This window comes from Janthinobacterium sp. SUN026, from assembly GCF_030397625.1.
Classification (GTDB): Bacteria; Pseudomonadota; Gammaproteobacteria; order Burkholderiales; family Burkholderiaceae_D; genus Janthinobacterium; species Janthinobacterium kumbetense.
In genome coordinates this window covers 590909-605040 of record NZ_JAPQNU010000001.1, presented here as the reverse complement: position 1 = coordinate 605040, position 14132 = coordinate 590909, and the positions used below count along the sequence as shown (strand labels likewise).

The following is a 14132-nucleotide window of genomic DNA, read 5'->3' as shown; positions in this document are numbered from 1 at the left end:
TCTGTTTTAATAGCTTTTTGATAAATTTTTTACGGTGTTAATTGGCCAATGCCTTGGAAACGACTTCCATCACATCATTCGACAAGCTGGCCTGGCCGGCAACTTTTTCCAGCGCGTCGCGCATGTGGCTTTGCAGCGCGGGCACGTAACGGCGCCAGCGGTCCATGGAACGCGCCAGGCGGGCTGCCACTTGCGGGTTCAGGGCGTCGAGCGCGATGACTTGCTCGGCCCAGAAAGCGTAGCCGCTGCCGTCAGCCGCATGGAACTGCGACGGATTGCCATTCGTGAAATTGAAGATCAGGCTGCGCGCGCGGTTCGGATTCTTCAGGGTGAAGGCCGGATGCGTCATCAGCTGGCGCACGGCTTGCACATCGGTCGTTGGCGCGGCCGCCTGCATGGCGAACCACTTGTCGACCACCAGCGCTTCGTTCTCGAAGTCGGCATAGAAACTGGCCAGCGCCACCTGCGCATGCGATGGCGAACCCGAATGGATCAGGGCGCCCAGCGCTGCCGCGCGGTCCGTCATGTTGCCGGCGCTGTCGAACTGCTGCTGCGCCAAGGCCAGTTCTTGCGCGTCCGGCGCGATCAGCAGATAGGACAGGGCCAGGTTTTTCAGCGCGCGCTTGCCCGCCGACAGGGCGTCCGGACTGTACTCGCCCGGCGTCTGGTTGGCGTGGTATTGCGCCAGCAATTCCGGCTTCAGGGCCGCCGCGATGGTGCGGCGCATGAACTGGCGCGCCGCGTGGATCGCTTGCGGGTCGACTTGCGCCATGCGCTCGGCGATGATGGTTTCCGACGGCAGGATCAGGGCCAGCTCACGGAAGGCAGGATCGAGCGTTTCGTCGGAAAGCAAGGCGCGTTGCGCTTCGATGAAGGTGTCGTCCAGCGCCAGGGGCTCGCCGGCGGCGACGGCGCCAGTCAGTTTCAGCAGGCGCTCCATGGCCAGGCGCTGGCCCGCTTCCCAGCGGTTGACCGGGTCGCTGTCGTGGCGGAACAGGTGCAGCAATTCTGCGTCCGTGTAATCGTATTCCAGCACCACGGGCGCGGAAAAGTCGCGCAGCAGCGACGGCACGGGCAACTCCGTCACATTCGTGAAGCGGAAAGTCTGCGACGCTTGCGTCAATTCCAGCACGACGCTGGCAGCGCCGTTCGACGCGACGCCATCGACGTGCAGCGGCAGGTCGCGGCCATCGACGGCCAGCAAGCCGACAGTGACGGGAATATGGAAAGGCAGTTTTTTTGGCTGGCCCGGCGTGGCGGGGCAGCTTTGCGCCAGGGTCAGCTCGAACGTCTGGCTGGCCGCATCGTAGCGCGTGGATGCCGTGACGATGGGCGTACCCGCCTGGCTGTACCAGCGCTCGAACTGGCTAAAATCGCGGCCATTCGCATCGGCCATGGCGGCGCGAAAGTCGTCGCACTGCACGGCCTGGCCATCGTGGCGTTCAAAATACAGGTCCATGCCCTTGCGGAAGCCGTCGCGGCCCACCAGGGTCTGGTACATGCGCACCACTTCGGCGCCCTTCTCGTAGATCGTGACCGTATAAAAATTATTGATCTCGACGAAAGAATCGGGACGCACGGGATGGGCCATCGGGCCCGCGTCTTCGGGGAACTGCGCCTGGCGCAGGGTGCGCACCTGGTCGATGCGCGTGACGGCGCGGCCCGTGTCCGTACCGATCATGTCGGCCGAGAACTCCTGGTCGCGGAACACCGTCAAGCCTTCCTTCAGCGACAGCTGGAACCAGTCGCGACACGTCACGCGGTTGCCGGTCCAGTTATGGAAGTATTCGTGGCCCACCACCGCTTCGATGCCCGCGTAATCGACGTCGGTTGCCACGCGCGCATTGGCCAGCACATACTTGGTGTTGAAGATGTTCAGCCCCTTGTTTTCCATGGCGCCCATGTTGAAATCGCCCACGGCGACGATCATGAAGCGGTCCAGGTCAAGTTCCAGGCCGAAACGCTCCTCGTCCCAGCGGATCGAATTTTTCAGCGACTGCATGGCGTAGTCGGTTTTGTCGAGGTTGCCGTCTTCCACCCATACCTGCAGCAGCACTTCTCGGCCCGACTTCAGGGTATAGCGCTCTTCCTGGCATACCAGGCGCGCCGCCACCAGGGCGAACAGGTAGGACGGCTTCTTGAACGGGTCTTCCCACTTGGCGTAATGGCGGCCATCGCCGAGGTCGCCCTCTTCGATCAGGTTGCCGTTCGACAACAGCACCGGGTACTTGTCCTTGTCGGCGCGCAGCATGACCGTGTACTTGGCCATCACATCCGGGCGGTCAGGGAAGAAGGTGATGCGGCGGAAGCCTTCCGCTTCGCACTGCGTGAAGAAATTATGGTTCGATACGTAAAGGCCGGACAGCGAGGTATTGTCCTGCGGCGCCAGCACGGTTTCGATATCGAGCGTCACCTCGTCCGGGGCCTTGGGGATGGTCAGCATGCCGGCCGTCAACTTGTACTGCGACGGCTTCAATACCTTGCCATTCAGGCGCACCAGCACCAGTTCGATGTGTTCGCCGTGCAATTCGATGCTGCGGCTGGTGCTGGCCGGGTTATGGCGCATTTGAATCCGGCTCGCCACCACTGTGCGGGCGGGATCGAGATCGAAACCAAGTTCGACGCTGTCAACCAGGAAGCTGGGCGGCGTGTAATCTTTGCGGTAAATCGTCTGAGGGCTGTCTGTGCGCATAGGGATTTGGGTGGGAGCGGAGGCAAAAGCCTATTTTACCAACACCAGCCCCCCGATAGTCGCGATTCAGGCCAGGAATGTTGGATTCCCTTACACGCAGACATGTCAGGTAACATTCTGTAATAATGAATAGAAACAAATAGAACTATTCTTATAATACTAAGCGATGAATTGCGTCTACTAATCAGGAGGTCATGCAATGAAACGATATCTCACCATCATGATGGCCGCATTGACCGTGTTGCTCACCGGATGCGCCACCACCATACGCAGCGATGTGACCGTATTCCATGAGTGGCCTGCGCAATTGCAGGACAAATCGTATGCATTTGAAGCGCCGGCGGCCGAAGACGACACGCTGGAGTACCGCAGCTACCAGAACCTGGTGCGCGCGGAACTGGCCAAACACGGTTTCGGCGAAGCGTCCGGCCCTGCGGCAGCCAATTTGCGCGTGGCGATGCAGTTTTCCACCGTCGACTACCCTGAACGCGTGCTGCAAGCGTCCGACCCATTCTGGTATGGCCCCGGCTACTGGCCTGGCCGCTACGGCTACCGCTACGGCGCCTGGCCAGGCTACAGTCGCTTTGGCTATAACCCCTACTGGTATGGCCCGATGGACGTGGAAGAAAGCGTGCGCCATAAATACGAACGCGAATTGCGCGTGACGATCAATGACCGCAACGGCAAGAAACTCTATGACGTGACCGTGCAATCGACCAGCAACAAGCGCGCCACGTCGCAGGTGATGCCCGCCATGGTCGCCAGCGCCTTTGCCGACTTCCCCGGCCAGAGCGGCGTGCCCCGTAAAGTGGAAGTCAAGGTAGAGTAATTACCTGGCAACACTAAAAAAACCGGCTTGTGCAGCGATGCGCAAGCCGGTTTTTTTATGTCTACGAATAATACGCTTCGGCGGCAAAGGTCAGCGCGCCGATCAGGGCCACGGCCAATAACAGCACGATCAACAGGCGGCCGAACTTCGGCGTGCCATCATTGCCGCCGCTCATGGCACGATGATGGTCGAACCGGTCGTCTTGCGCCCTTCCAGGTCCGTATGCGCCTGGGCGATATGGGCCAGGCCGTAGCGCTGATTGATCTCGATCTGCACTTCGCCGCTGCTGACGACGCCGAACAGCGAGGTTGCCATCTCTTCCAGATTCGCGCGGTTCGAGGCATAGCTGAACAGGGCCGGACGCGTGATGAAGAGCGAGCCGCGCGATGCCAGTTCGCTCAAAGTGAAGGCCGGCACGGGACCGGACGCGTTGCCGAAGCTGACCATCATGCCCAGCGGCGCCAGGCAGTCGAGCGAACCCGTGAACGTGTCCTTGCCGATGGAATCGTAGACGACGGAGACGCCCTTGCCGCCCGTGATCTCGCGCACGCGCTCGACGAAGTTTTCCGTGTTGTAATTGATGACATGGGCCGCGCCGTGCGCCTTGGCCAGCGCCGCCTTTTCATCGGAACCGGCCGTGCCGATCAGGTTCACGCCCAGCACTTTCGCCCATTGGCAGGCGATCAGGCCCACGCCGCCCGCGGCCGCGTGGAACAAAATGGTATCGCCCGCCTTCAGGGCCACCGTGCGGTGAAACAGGTATTGCACCGTCAAGCCTTGCAGCATCATGGCGGCGGCCGTATCGAAGCCTATGCGCTCGGGCAACACCAGCAGCAGGGCCGCCGGCAAGTTGCGCTGCTGCGCATACGCGCCATTGATGCGCGCCGCATACGCCACCCGGTCGCCCACCTTCACTTCCGTGACACCCTCGCCCACCGCCTCGACGATGCCCGCCCCCTCGACACCGAGGCCATTGGGCAGCGGCTGCGGGTACAAGCCCGTGCGGAAATACACATCGATGAAATTGAGGCCGATGGCCTCGTGCTTGACGCGCGCCTCGCCGGGACCCGGCGGCGGCAGTTCCACATCCACATATTCCATCACGTCCGGGCCGCCCACGCGCTGTACGCGGATGGCTTTGGTGGTAATCGTTGCGCTCACAATATGCTCCTTGAAGAAGAATCGGGAAAACGTCAGGCGGCAGCGCTGGCCCGCGCCTGCAATTGCGACAGCACCAGGTGCGCCGACGACAGATTGGTTGCGCACGCCACGTTGTGCACGTCGCAGGCGCGCACCAGGGCATTGATGTCCGGCTCGTGCGGCTGCGGCGTCATCGGGTCGCGCAGGAAGATCACGCAATCGATCAAGCCTTCCACCAGCAGCGAGCCGATCTGCAAGTCGCCGCCGAACGGGCCGGAATGCTTGCGCTCGACCGCCAGGCCCAGCTCATTGATCAGGCGGCCGCCCGTGGTGCCCGTGGCCGACAGTTCACAGCCCTTGAGAAAATCCAAGTATTCCCCCGCCAAGGTAATCATGTCATCTTTTTTCTTGTCGTGGGCAATCAGGGCGATGCGTGTTTTCATGGTGGGGACATTTTCAGTGGGTGGAGGAATTATTTCTTTTTCGACAGCAAGTAAATGCCGGCCAATACCAGGCTGGTGCCAGCCAGTTGCCAGTTGGTGATCGGTTCATCGAGGATCATGGCGCCCAGGAACAGGGTCGACACGGGGCCTATCATGCCGGCCTGCGAAGCGACGGGCGCGCCGATGCGCTCGACGGCGATCATCGTCATGAAGACGGGCATCACCGTGCAAAAGATGCCATTGAGCAAAGACAAGCCGTACACGGGCATGGGCTGGATCAACAGCTCGACGGGGCGCAGGATGAAGAATTGGGCGATGCAGGCAAAGCTGGCCACGCACATGGCATAGCTGACGAGGCGCATCGAGCCGATGCGCTTCACCAGCTCGCCCGAACCGAGCAGGTACACGGCGTAGGCACAGGCCGAGCCCAGCACCAGAGTCGAGCCCATCGCCACGTTGCTGGCGCCGCCCTGCAAGTCGTGCACGAACACCAGCACGATGCCGCAGTATGAGGTGAACAGGGCAAGCCACTGCAGGCGGCTGATGCGCTGCTTGAAGTACACGGTGGTAATCAGGAGCACGAATGTAGGCGTAAGGAACAGGATCAGGCGCTCCAGCCCCACGGAAATGTATTGCAGGCCCAGGAAATCCAGATAGCTGGACAGGTAGTAGCCAACGAGGCCCAGCCCGACGAGGCGCCAACGGTCGCTGTTTGACAGCGGCGGCTCCGTGCGCATCTTCCAGCAAGCGATGACGGCGAACACGGGCAGCGAAAAGATCATCCTGAAGGCGATCAGGGTGACGGCGTCGATCTGGTAGCGGTACAGCAGCTTGGCGACGATGGCCTTGGTGGAAAACAGTACCGCCCCGCCCACGGCGATGGCCAGGCCACCAAGGTAGACGGAACGGGGAATCGATGAAGGGGATGCTTGCGGGGAACTGGAGCTCATGCCCAGATTGTAAGGCAAAAGCCGGGGCCAGACCCGGCGGGACTCGGCGTCCCCGTCTGGCCCCGAATAAAACCGGCGGCGGATTAAGAGACCACCACCGCCGCCGCACCTGCCGTCACCGTCGCCGTCGTCACGCGCGCAATCACGTTCGACGGCGCCGCCGTACCGACCAGTTTATTCACCTGCTTGAACTGCGCCACCAGCTTGCCCGGCGTCAAGGTGACCACCGTGTAACCCTGCGCATCCGTGTTCAAATGCTTGATCCATGGGTTGTTGCCCAGGCCGGATAATTGCTGCGCCAGGCCCAGCAGGGTTACACTGAAGTCAGTGCTCGCTTTCAAGCCAGCCTGCACGGCAGCGACAGTCGCGTCCAGCTGGGCTTCCGGCACACCCTTGGCAGCCAGGGCGCCGCGCAATTGCACGCGCAATTGCTCCAGCAGGCTGTCGACGGTGGGCGCCGCCTTGCCCATGGTGTAGTCGAGCAGGTTGACGTCGAGGTTCACCGTGCCCAGGCCCGTGACGGGGATGGCCAGCGGATAGCTGACCAAAGTACCGATGTCGCCCATGCTGCCGGCCGCCGACTTCAGGTAGCTGAAGAAGGAATCGGAGCTGACGCCGGCCGACACCAGGTCCACCATGACGGGAGTGCCGCCGCCGGCCGCGTCGAAATCGTCGCTGACCGTGCCCGCAAAAAACGAGTGGATATCGCCCGTGATGGCCACCACGTTGCCGATGGCATTGGTTTTCAGGTGCGCCATCAGGTTCTTGCGCTCGCTGTTGTAGCCATCCCACTGGTCACAATTGAGCAGGAAGCGCGTGAAGAATGGCGTCAGCGCCGCTTGCTGGCCGGAAGCGGCGACAAAGCTCGATGCGGCCCCCTTGGCTTGCACGTCGGGCTTGATCCAGCCGAAGGCGATCACTTGCGCGGCGGCGGCCGGCGAGCCGCTGTTGTAGGCAGCCACCGTGATGCCGGACTGGGCCGCGCTCAAACCGGCGCCCACGGCAGCGGCGCCCTGCGCGCCGGCGTTCGCTGCTGCGCCAGCAATCGCCATGGCGGCGGCCTGCGCCACGCTTGACGATGCGCCTGCCGTCGAGGCCGCCACGATGGCGGACGCCAGCGGCACACTGCCGCCCACCAATGGAAGGGTGCTGGCGATGGCTTTGCCCACGTTAGCCATGGCGCTCAGGGCCAGCAGGGTGGCGATCGCATCCGTGCCATTCAAGCCCATGCGCAGCAACGACACTTCATTGCCCCACAGCTTCCAAGTGGACGTGGCCGCCTTCATCTTGCCCTTCCACCAATCGCGCTGCGTGCTGCCCAGCATGCCCACTGCCGCCAGCGGATCGCCGCCGGCCTTGGTGGCGGCCGCCATTTTCTGCCCTTCCACGCTGTCGAACAGCGCTTGCGGCACCAGGTAGCGGCTGCCGATGCTGCCCAGCGGCTTGCCAGTGGCGGGATTGATGGTCGACTCGGCGATCGCATGGTCGGCGCGGTACAGGCGCTCGTCCGTCATCACCAGCTGCATCAATTTGCCGAACTGGAAATCGCGGTAAATCTGGATATTCTGGAAGGTCGTCGCGGCCGCGTCGAACGTAACGTCGGCCGGCATGTATTCGAACCACGCCTGGTTGGCGCTGCGGCGGCGCGCCGGCTGGTGCAAGTCGCTGCCGTCGGTCGCCACGATGCCTTCATAGGTGGACGCATCCTGCCAGGCGTCGTCCGTGAATTCATGGTCATCCCAGATGGCGATGAAGGCAAAACGCTCGTGCACGGCTTGCAGACGCGCATCGGTGCGGTATTTCTTGTACAGGTAGCGGTAATCGGCCACGGTAGTCGCGTATTTGGCGCCGGACGTGCCACTTTTATACGTGCCGTCAGGCAATTTTAGCTGGTCGTGGCGGCTTTCCACGGCGCCGCTCTGGAAGGCCTCGCCCACCGTTTCATAGATGTAATCACCCAGGTGGACGATAAAATCGAGCGATTCATTGGCGGCGATGTGCGACAGCGCCCCCCAGTGGTTAATGCTCCAGTCCTGGCACGTCAGGTAAGCAAATTGCAGCTGGGCAACGTCACTGGTCGCGGCGGGCGCCGTCTTGAAGCGGCCCACGTTCGAGCGCACGTCGCCGGCGATGAATTGGTAAAAATACACCTGACCCGGCTGCAAGCCCGTCACCTTGTGGCGCACGGTATTGTCGAAATCGGCTTTCAGCGGCAATTTCGCATCGACGATGGGCGTGCCGGCCAGGGCCGTATTGCCGCCCAGGGCGGCCGTATTGTCGCTGGCGCTGACGATCAGGCGCACGGCAACCTCTTCCTTGCCGGCCACGGCGGGCGCGACGGCGTCGAAACTGGCTGGCACGACGCGCGTCCACAACATGGCGCTGTCGGCGCGCGGGTCGCCCGAAGCCACGCTTTGCGGGAATTTCCAGTCGCTGCCCGAGGCCAGCGGCACGCCAGGATCGCTGTAATCGGTGCTGCCGCAGGCGGCGAGGCCGACAGTGGCCACGGAGACGGTAATAAAGCCGCCCAATTTCAGAAATTGCCGCCTGTCCATTTGACTTGCCATGATGTCGCGCCCTCGATATGGTGAAAGCGCGTCACTTTAGCAACAGATTGTGTCATCCTGATGACGGGGCCGCGCCGCTTCGCAGGGGGCCGATATGCTAAAATGTCGGCCACAATTGAACACCCGTCTAAGGAAGATTCGACATGGCAGGACATAGCAAATGGGCCAATATCAAGCATAAAAAGGCTGCCACCGATGCCAAGCGCGGCAAAATCTGGACGCGCCTGATCAAGGAAATCACGGTCGCGGCCCGCATGGGCGGCGCCGACGCCATCACCAATCCGCGCCTGCGCCTGGCAGTCGACAAGGCGGCCGATGCGAACATGCCAAAAGACAACGTCCAGCGCGCGATCAACCGCGGCAGCGGCGGCGTCGATGGCGCCAACTACGAAGAAGTGCGCTACGAAGGCTACGGCGTGGGCGGCGCAGCCGTCATCGTCGAATGCATGACCGACAACAAGGTACGCACGGTGGCTGAAGTGCGCAACGCCTTCAACAAGAACGGCGGCAACATGGGCAACGAAGGCTCCGTCGCCTTCATGTTCCAGCATTGCGGCCAGTTGCTGTTCGCGCCGGGCACCGATGAAGACAAGCTGATGGAAGCGGCCCTGGAAGCGGGCGCCGACGACGTCATCGCCGATGAAGAGGGCGGCTTCGAAGTGGTCACTCCCGTGCATGATTTCGCCGCCGTCAAGGAAGCGCTGGAAGCGGCCGGCTTCAAGGCCGAAGTGGCCGAAGTCATCATGAAACCGGCGACGGAAACCGTCTACACGGGCGACGACGCCATCAAGATGCAAAAGCTGATCGATGCGCTGGAGCTGCTGGACGACGTGCAGGAAGTGTTTACAAATGCCCTGATCGAAAACTAAGCAAAAATAAGCTATACACCTCAAGGGCGGCACTGCCGCCCTGCAACCCACACTGAACGAACGGTTCCTATGAAAATTCTGGTAGTCGGCTCTGGCGGCCGCGAACACGCCCTGGCCTGGAAACTGGCCCAGTCCGAACGCATACAGATGGTGTATGTCGCGCCGGGCAACGGCGGCACCGCGCGCGATGCGCGCTTGGTCAATCTCGACATCAGCGACCCGCAATTGCTGGCCGACTTCGTTCAACAGGAACACATCGGCCTGACGGTCGTCGGCCCGGAAGTGCCGCTGGCAGCGGGCATCGTCAACCTGTTCCGCTCGCGCGGCCTGAAAATCTTCGGCCCGACGAAAGAAGCGGCACAGCTGGAATCGTCGAAGGACTTCGCCAAGGCCTTCATGCAGCGCCACGGCATCCCGACAGCCGCTTACCAGACCTTCTCCGACGTCGCTCCCGCGCACGCCTATGTCGACGCCATCGGCGCGCCGATCGTCATCAAGGCCGACGGCCTGGCCGCCGGTAAGGGCGTCGTCGTTGCCATGACCCTGGAAGAAGCGCATCAGGCGGTCGACATGATGCTGTCCGATAACCAGTTCGGCGACGCCGGCGCGCGCATCGTCATCGAGGAATTCCTCGCCGGCGAAGAAGCGAGCTTCATCGTCATGTGCGACGGCAAGAACATCCTGCCGCTGGCCACCAGCCAGGACCACAAACGCCTGAAAGACCATGACCAGGGCCCGAACACGGGCGGCATGGGCGCGTATTCGCCGGCACCCATCGTCACGCCGGCCATGCATGCGCGCGTCATGCGCGAAATCATCGTGCCGACCATCCAGGGCATGGCCAAGGACGGCATCACGTTCACGGGCTTCCTGTATGCGGGCCTGATGATCGACGACAAAGGCACGCCGAAGACCCTGGAATTCAACTGCCGCATGGGCGACCCGGAAACGCAGCCCATCATGGCGCGCCTGAAGACCGACCTGGTGACCGTCATGGAGCACGCCGTCAACGGCACGCTCGACGCCGTGGAACTGGAATGGGACCGCCGCACGGCCGTTGGCGTGGTGATGGCCGCCGCCGGCTACCCGGACGATCCCGTCAAGGGCACCTCCATCGGCGACATCCCGGCCGAAACGCCTGATTCCGTCACCTTCCATGCGGGCACCCGCATCGAGGGCGAGCGCCTGGTGACCAACGGCGGCCGCGTGCTGTGCGTAGTGGGCCTGGGCGACAGCATCAAGATGGCGCAGAAACAAGCGTATGAAACCGTGGAAAAAATCCATTTCGACGGCGCGCAGTACCGCCGCGACATCGGCTGGCGCGGCCTGAAGCACTAAGCACGCCACAGGCGGCAAACGGCAGGGCCGGCGCGGAATGCATCCGCCCCGGTCCTGGGTCCTGTTTTGATTGGCGCGCCGGGAAAACGGACCTTGCGCTAAGATTTTGCCTTTCAGACAAAGTTGCAGCCCATGACCAGCCACGTTCATCCCGCCCTCGCTCAGGTTCGCCAACTCCGCCTGATCACGGACAATGAACTCGACGACGCCATCGCCGAACTGGAAATCCTCGCCCTGGACGAGGAAGACGACGTCGACATGCCACGACTAGCCGCCGGCGCCGGTCCCGCCGAGGCCCTGGCATGGCTGCTGCGCACTGACCTGCTGCCACAGGACGACTTCCTGCGACGCGTACAGGACCTGCCGCGCCGGCATGACGGCGAAGCCCTGCTCGAGCGCCAGCAATTGGCCGCCGACGCGCTAAAGCTGGTCAACGGCCAGGCCATCAACACCCTGTACGACGAAGACCTGATCAACCAGTGGCAGCGCGATGCCGCCCACGCCAGCTTGCCGGAGAAGCGCCTGCTCGCCTCGCCGATTGACGCACTGCGCGAGATGCTCCGGCAAGGCACCTTGACGGCGCAGCAATTCGAGCTACTGCGCACGCGCCAGCACGGCTCGGAGCTGGGCCGCATCATCGTCGATGGCGCCGCGCGCCAGGCCCGCCGGGAGCGCCCCGCCTATGCGCGCCCGGGAACGTGGGTGATGGCCGCGCTGCTGGTGCTGGTACTGGCCTTTGCCGGCCGCGCCATCGTCTCCGGGCAGGCCCCCTCCCCCGCCGCAGCCCCCGTCGCCGGGCAGGGCGTCGAGCGACCCGACTTGCAGCAGCACGCCGTGCACGCCGTGGAAAGCGCGCGCCTGCCCGGCGCCGGCGCGGACCTGTCCATCACGGTGGTGCAGGACGATGCCACGCCACCGGCACGCTGATCCACAACACAAACGCACAGCGCAAGCGCCGCCCTATCACAAAAACGCGTAACAGGGTACAATCCGTCCTTACTTTTTTATTTCGGCCTCGTCGGCCCACGCGATGTCGTCAACTCCCTCTCCTTCGGCCGTCAAGGCCTATTTGCTCGATTTGCAAAACCGTATCGTGCAGGCGCTCGAAGCGCAGGACGGCAAGCCCTTCCTGACCGACGCCTGGCAGCGCCCCGAGGGCGGCGGCGGCATTTCGCGGCTGATCGAGGAAGGCAATGTGTTCGAGCGTGGCGGCGTGAATTTTTCGCACGTCACCGGCGCCGCATTGCCGCCATCGGCAGCGGCCGCGCGCCCTGAACTCGGTGGCAAGGCGTGGGAAGCGATGGGCGTATCGCTGGTGCTGCATCCGCGTAATCCGTATGCGCCCACGGTGCACATGAATGTGCGTTTCTTCACCACCGTGAATGCCGATGGCGAACCCGTATGGTGGTTCGGCGGCGGCATGGATCTGACGCCGTATTATGGCGACGCGGGCGACGTGAAGCACTTTCACCAGGTATGCCATGATGCGCTGGCGCCGTTTGGCGAGGAACTGCATCCGAAGTTCAAGCAGTGGTGCGATGATTATTTCTACCTGAAGCACAGGCGCGAAGCGCGCGGCGCGGGTGGTATTTTCTTCGACGATTTCAATGCCCTGGGCTTTGACGACAGCTTTGCGATGATGCGCAGCGCTGGCGACGCCTTCATCGATGCCTATGTGCCGATCCTGGCGCGCCGCAAGGACACGCCCTACGGCGAACGCGAACGCGACTTCCAGTGCTACCGGCGCGGACGCTATGTCGAGTTCAACCTGGTGTTCGACCGCGGCACCCTGTTCGGCTTGCAGTCGGGCGGACGCACCGAGGCGATCCTGATGTCGATGCCGCCCGTGGTCAAGTGGCGCTACGACTGGCACCCGGAAGCGGGCAGTCCCGAAGCGGCGTTGTATACTGACTTCCTCGTGCATCGCGACTGGCTGCAGGCGTGAACCCAGGTAGCAGGGCATGCGTGGCGCTGCTCGGTGGCAGCTACGATCCGGTGCATATGGGGCATGTCGCGCTGGGCACGCATTTTTCCAGCCTGCTGCACGCCGATGAACTGCGCGTGATTCCGGCAGGCGCGCCCTGGCAAAAAAGCAAGCTTGGCGCCACGGGCCAGCAGCGTGCCGAGATGGCAGGCCTGGCGTTTGCCGGCCTGCCCCTGCCGGTCGTGATCGACCGGCAGGAAATCGCGCGCAGCGAACATGGCCAGGCCAGCTACACCATCGATACCTTGCGCCAGGTACGCGCCGAGCTGGGTCCGCGCGCTTCCATCGTTTTCCTGATGGGCGCCGACCAGCTGCAGCGGCTCGCGACATGGCGCGAATGGCAGCAATTATTTGAATACGCGCATATCTGCGTCGCGGCCCGCCCCGGCTTCGCGCTGAATGACACCGCAGTGCCGCAAGTGGTCGCCGAAGAATTTTCGCGCCGCCTGGGGTCACTGGAAAGCATCCGCAACACGCCGCACGGTCTGACTTATCTGGCACAGGACTTCGCGGTGGATATCTCCGCCACCGAAATACGTGCGGCATTACAACGGGGGAATCGGGCAAACCCGCTTGTTTCCCCGCTAGTGCTAGACTATATTGAACAACATAATTTATACAAAAGCTAAATGGACATCAAAAAACTGCAAACCCTCGTCGTTGACGCCCTTGAAGACGTCAAAGGCCAAGACATCGCCGTCTTCGAAACGAGTCACCTGACCAGCCTGTTCGACCGCATCGCGATCGTTTCCGGTACCTCGAACCGTCAAACCAAGGCGCTGGCCGCCTCGGTGCGCAACAAGGTCAAGGACGCCGGCGGCGACATCATCGGCATGGAAGGCGAGGACACCGGTGAATGGGTGCTGGTCGATCTGGGCGACATGATCGTCCACATCATGCAAGCGCCTATCCGCGCCTACTACCGCCTGGAAGAAATCTGGGGCGATACCCCGGTCAAGCTGGGTGCCGCCAAGCGCGCGCCGAAAAAAGCCGCCGGCGACGAGCCGAAAAAGGTCAGCGGCCATCTGGCAGCGAGCAAGGCCAATGTGGAAGCGACGCCCGTGATCGAGAAAAAGGCGCCTGCCAAGAAAGCTGCGGCAACCACCGCCGCCAAGAAGGCCCCGGCAAAAAAAGCCACCGCTTCCAAAGCCGTCGGCAAGACCGTGAAAGTCGCGCCAACCAAGACCGAAGCGGCCGCAGTGAAAGCCCTGAAAGCGCTGCCGGAGAAAAAAGTACGCGCCCCACGCGCGGCCAAGCCGGCAGCCGATGCTGCACCGGCAAAAACCGTGATCAAGCGTATCAAAAAAGTCGAAGCGTAAG

The 14132-nt window shown here is 62.7% G+C and carries 12 protein-coding genes; 7 read left to right on the top strand and 5 right to left on the bottom strand.

Annotated features, from left to right (window positions below):
• Positions 1-37 precede the first annotated feature (37 nt).
• The gene (gene pepN, locus OX459_RS02840; protein ID WP_289903735.1) at positions 38-2692 is read right to left on the bottom strand and encodes an aminopeptidase N; all 2655 of its coding nucleotides are present in this window, start codon (positions 2690-2692) and stop codon (positions 38-40) included.
• A 199-nt stretch (positions 2693-2891) separates the two neighbouring features.
• Here pepN and OX459_RS02835 point away from each other — a divergent pair, with 199 nt between their 5' ends.
• On the top strand, positions 2892-3521 hold the full coding sequence (locus OX459_RS02835; RefSeq protein WP_289903733.1) for a DUF4136 domain-containing protein: 630 nt from the start codon (positions 2892-2894) through the stop codon (positions 3519-3521).
• A 171-nt stretch (positions 3522-3692) separates the two neighbouring features.
• Here the strand turns inward: OX459_RS02835 and OX459_RS02830 are convergent, their stop codons facing one another.
• From OX459_RS02830 to OX459_RS02815, 4 genes are all read right to left on the bottom strand, one after another.
• Positions 3693-4622: a quinone oxidoreductase gene (locus OX459_RS02830; protein ID WP_251350740.1), complete on the bottom strand. Its 930-nt coding sequence runs from the start codon at positions 4620-4622 to the stop codon at positions 3693-3695.
• 92 nt (positions 4623-4714) lie between these two features.
• On the bottom strand, positions 4715-5104 hold the full coding sequence (locus OX459_RS02825; RefSeq protein WP_034786684.1) for a methylglyoxal synthase: 390 nt from the start codon (positions 5102-5104) through the stop codon (positions 4715-4717).
• 29 nt (positions 5105-5133) lie between these two features.
• The gene (locus tag OX459_RS02820) at positions 5134-6054 is read right to left on the bottom strand and encodes an EamA family transporter (RefSeq protein WP_289903731.1); all 921 of its coding nucleotides are present in this window, start codon (positions 6052-6054) and stop codon (positions 5134-5136) included.
• 83 nt (positions 6055-6137) lie between these two features.
• Complete coding sequence (locus tag OX459_RS02815) at positions 6138-8609, bottom strand: alkaline phosphatase D family protein (RefSeq protein ID WP_289903729.1); 2472 nt, start codon at positions 8607-8609, stop codon at positions 6138-6140.
• A 155-nt stretch (positions 8610-8764) separates the two neighbouring features.
• Here OX459_RS02815 and OX459_RS02810 point away from each other — a divergent pair, with 155 nt between their 5' ends.
• From OX459_RS02810 to rsfS, 6 genes are all read left to right on the top strand, one after another.
• Positions 8765-9490, top strand: coding sequence for a YebC/PmpR family DNA-binding transcriptional regulator (locus OX459_RS02810; protein WP_077408206.1), 726 nt, complete (start codon positions 8765-8767; stop codon positions 9488-9490).
• Between the two features lie 69 nt (positions 9491-9559).
• Positions 9560-10828 (top strand): phosphoribosylamine--glycine ligase, encoded by a 1269-nt coding sequence (gene purD, locus OX459_RS02805; RefSeq protein ID WP_289903728.1) that lies wholly within the window; start codon positions 9560-9562, stop codon positions 10826-10828.
• Between the two features lie 132 nt (positions 10829-10960).
• Positions 10961-11755 (top strand): hypothetical protein, encoded by a 795-nt coding sequence (locus tag OX459_RS02800; protein WP_289903727.1) that lies wholly within the window; start codon positions 10961-10963, stop codon positions 11753-11755.
• A gap of 103 nt (positions 11756-11858) precedes the next feature.
• Entirely contained in the window at positions 11859-12773 is a 915-nt protein-coding gene (hemF, locus tag OX459_RS02795) for an oxygen-dependent coproporphyrinogen oxidase (protein WP_289903726.1), read from the top strand.
• Positions 12774-12793: 20 nt separating this feature from the next.
• Positions 12794-13441: a nicotinate (nicotinamide) nucleotide adenylyltransferase gene (gene nadD, locus OX459_RS02790; RefSeq protein WP_257218867.1), complete on the top strand. Its 648-nt coding sequence runs from the start codon at positions 12794-12796 to the stop codon at positions 13439-13441.
• A complete protein-coding gene (gene rsfS, locus OX459_RS02785) occupies positions 13442-14131 on the top strand; it encodes a ribosome silencing factor (protein WP_289903725.1) in 690 nt (229 codons plus the stop codon).
• The last annotated feature ends 1 nt before the right edge of the window (position 14132 follow it).

Coding starts and splice junctions, on each gene's coding strand:
- pepN (WP_289903735.1), bottom strand. CDS start 2,692: ATGCGCACAGACAGCCCTCAGACGATTTACCGCAAAGATTACACGCCG.
- OX459_RS02835 (WP_289903733.1), top strand. CDS start 2,892: ATGAAACGATATCTCACCATCATGATGGCCGCATTGACCGTGTTGCTC.
- OX459_RS02830 (WP_251350740.1), bottom strand. CDS start 4,622: ATGGAATATGTGGATGTGGAACTGCCGCCGCCGGGTCCCGGCGAGGCG.
- OX459_RS02825 (WP_034786684.1), bottom strand. CDS start 5,104: ATGAAAACACGCATCGCCCTGATTGCCCACGACAAGAAAAAAGATGAC.
- OX459_RS02820 (WP_289903731.1), bottom strand. CDS start 6,054: ATGAGCTCCAGTTCCCCGCAAGCATCCCCTTCATCGATTCCCCGTTCC.
- OX459_RS02815 (WP_289903729.1), bottom strand. CDS start 8,609: ATGGACAGGCGGCAATTTCTGAAATTGGGCGGCTTTATTACCGTCTCC.
- OX459_RS02810 (WP_077408206.1), top strand. CDS start 8,765: ATGGCAGGACATAGCAAATGGGCCAATATCAAGCATAAAAAGGCTGCC.
- purD (WP_289903728.1), top strand. CDS start 9,560: ATGAAAATTCTGGTAGTCGGCTCTGGCGGCCGCGAACACGCCCTGGCC.
- OX459_RS02800 (WP_289903727.1), top strand. CDS start 10,961: ATGACCAGCCACGTTCATCCCGCCCTCGCTCAGGTTCGCCAACTCCGC.
- hemF (WP_289903726.1), top strand. CDS start 11,859: ATGTCGTCAACTCCCTCTCCTTCGGCCGTCAAGGCCTATTTGCTCGAT.
- rsfS (WP_289903725.1), top strand. CDS start 13,442: ATGGACATCAAAAAACTGCAAACCCTCGTCGTTGACGCCCTTGAAGAC.